The 2,873-nt window shown below is 55.9% G+C and carries 1 protein-coding gene; it reads right to left on the bottom strand.

Annotation, left to right across the window (positions count from 1 at the left end; all coding sequences use genetic code 11):
* Window positions 1–272: 272 nt before the first annotated feature.
* On the bottom strand, window positions 273–2,690 hold the full coding sequence (gene gyrB / locus ACR0AM_RS21505; protein ID WP_480474814.1) for a DNA topoisomerase (ATP-hydrolyzing) subunit B: 2,418 nt from the start codon (window positions 2,688–2,690) through the stop codon (window positions 273–275).
* Window positions 2,691–2,873: the final 183 nt, after the last annotated feature.

Here is a 2,873-nt window from a genome sequence, read left to right as displayed (position 1 = left end):
AACGAGCAAAGCCTGACAAGAAAGGCACTCGCGCTCAGTTCGGTACGCCTCTCTCTGCGCCAGCAACACGTTGTTTTTCAACAATATCGGCTGGAAGCGGCCATCCGAAAACCTTCCCCGGCAATACGGCGATGGCGCGAAACAAGCAAAGAATGAGACCCGAAGATATGGAGCCTCGAACCAAGAAAGTTGAAGGTTAATGCGCCCAAAGTTTTGGGCCAAAAATGCAATTCTTTGGGCGAAATGCAAAGCTATGGGCGCACCTACAACCGTCAGAAATCCAGATTCTCGACGCTCAGTGCGTTTTTCTGGATAAATTCTCGACGAGGTTCGACAACATCACCCATTAGCTTGGTGAACAGATCGTCAGCTTCCACCATATCGTCAACGCGCACTTGCAGCAGCGTGCGTGCATCCGGGTCCAAAGTCGTTTCCCAAAGCTGGCCGGGGTTCATCTCTCCCAGACCTTTGTAGCGCTGCAAGGACAGGCCCTTTTCCCCTTCTTCCAGAATGGCGCGCAACAGGTCCAGCGGACCGTGGATCAATTGGCTACGATCACGGCGGATCAACGTGGCCGAAGTGTTGTAGACCTCTTGCAGGCTTTGCGTGAAGTTGCCTGTTTTGCGCGCTTCTCCCGACCGCAACATCGGGCCGTCCAAGGTGCGAACCTCTTCGACACCACGCAGAATGCGGGCCAGCCGAATTCCGTGATCCTGTGTGATCCGGCCCTGCCAGCCACGCTCATACTCCAGCGCGATCAGGTCCAGACGGGCGGCAACCTTGTCAGCCACCCCTTGCAGGTCTGCGTCCACCGCACCCGGCACAAAGGCACCTGCAACGGCGGCCTGTTCCAGAATGTGGCGCGGGTAGTGCGTCGGGAAGGCGTCCAGAACGCGTTTCAACTGGCGCGCTTCGTCCACCACTCGGGCCAGGTCCTGCCCGGTGATCTCTTCACCCGAACCCAGTTTCAGCACGGCGCCCTCGATCCCCTGGTTGACCAGATAATCGTCCAGAGCCGCCTGATCTTTCAGATAAACCTCTGATTTACCTCGCGAAACCTTATAAAGCGGCGGCTGCGCAATATAGAGATACCCACCTTCGATCAGCTCAGGCATTTGCCGGTAGAAGAACGTCAGCAGCAGAGTCCGGATGTGCGCACCGTCCACATCCGCATCGGTCATGATGACAATCTTGTGGTAACGCAACTTTTCAATATTGAACTCATCACGGCCGATACCCGTGCCCAGAGCCATGACAAGATTACCGATCTCTTGCGAGGACAACATCCTGTCAAACCGCGCGCGTTCCACGTTCAGGATCTTACCGCGCAGAGGCAGAACCGCTTGTGTCAGCCGGTCACGGCCCGTTTGCGCCGACCCTCCGGCTGAATCACCCTCGACAAGGAAGACTTCGGTTTTGGACGGGTCTTTTTCGGAACAATCCTTCAGCTTCCCCGCCAGATAGTTCACATCCATTGCCGTTTTGCGGCGGGTCAGTTCACGCGCCTTGCGCGCGGCCTCGCGCGCCAGTGCAGCTTCGATGATCTTGCCGACGATCGCCTTGGCCTCGGTCGGGTTTTCTTCGAACCACTCGGCAAGTTTTTCGTTCATCAGACCCTCGACCGCTGGGCGAACCTCGGAACTGACCAGCTTGTCTTTGGTTTGCGACGAGAATTTCGGATCAGGCACTTTGACCGACAGCACACAGGTCAGACCTTCGCGCGCGTCATCACCGGTAAAGCTGACCTTTTCCTTTTTCGCGATCCCGCTGGACTGCGCGTAGTTGTTGATCGTCCGGGTTAGGGCACCACGGAAACCCGCCACATGGGAACCGCCATCGCGCTGAGGAATATTGTTGGTAAAGGGCAGTACAGACTCGTGATAGCTGTCATTCCACCACATTGCGATTTCCACACCGATATCGTCGCGCTCGCCCTTGATATAGATCGGCTCGGACATGGCAGGGGTTTTGGACCGGTCGAGGTACTTGACGAACTCCTTGACCCCACCTTCATAGAACAGCTCGGTTTCCAGCCGTTCCGCCGGACGCTCGTCAATCAGGATGATCCGAACGCCCGAATTCAGGAAAGCCAGTTCGCGCAGGCGTTTTTCTAATGTCTCGAATGAGTATTCAAGGTTCGAGAATGTGTCGGTCGAAGCCAGAAACCGCACCTCTGTTCCTGTCCGGTCCCCGCATTCGCCAACAACCTTCAGGTGCTCAACGGTTTCGCCACCTTCAAATCGCGCGATGTGCTCTTTGCCATTGCGCCAGACGCGCAGTTCCAGCCAATCCGAAAGCGCGTTCACCACGGAAACACCCACACCGTGCAGGCCGCCCGACACCTTGTACGAGTTGCTGTCGAATTTCCCACCGGCGTGCAGCTGGGTCATGATGACCTCGGCCGCCGACACGCCTTCTTCCGGGTGGATGTCCACCGGAATACCGCGTCCATTGTCGCTGACCGAAACACTGGAATCGGCGTGAATTTTCACCGTCACATGGTCGGCATGACCCGCCAAAGCCTCGTCAATCCCGTTGTCGACAACTTCATACACCATATGGTGCAGACCCGAGCCATCATCCGTGTCCCCGATATACATGCCGGGGCGTTTGCGAACTGCCTCCAAGCCTTTGAGAACCTTGATAGAATCTGCGCCGTATTCTTGGGGGGCCTGTGCGTCTTCGGACATTCAGTCAGTACCTATATTATTTTGGTAACTTATACGTTTTCTGGTAGGGATTGTCACGCCATCCCCCAATATTTTGTGTTGTTCCGGATCGTTTGTTAGTGGCAGACGTATTCTCCCCGAAAGTGGCAATTGAAAATTCCCCACCCGTGAGCGGCAGGGCCAATTCCAAACTTCAAGTATTTG

The sequence above is a fragment of the Ruegeria sp. AD9 genome (assembly GCF_056542305.1).
This window is presented reverse-complemented; position numbering and strand designations above follow the sequence as displayed.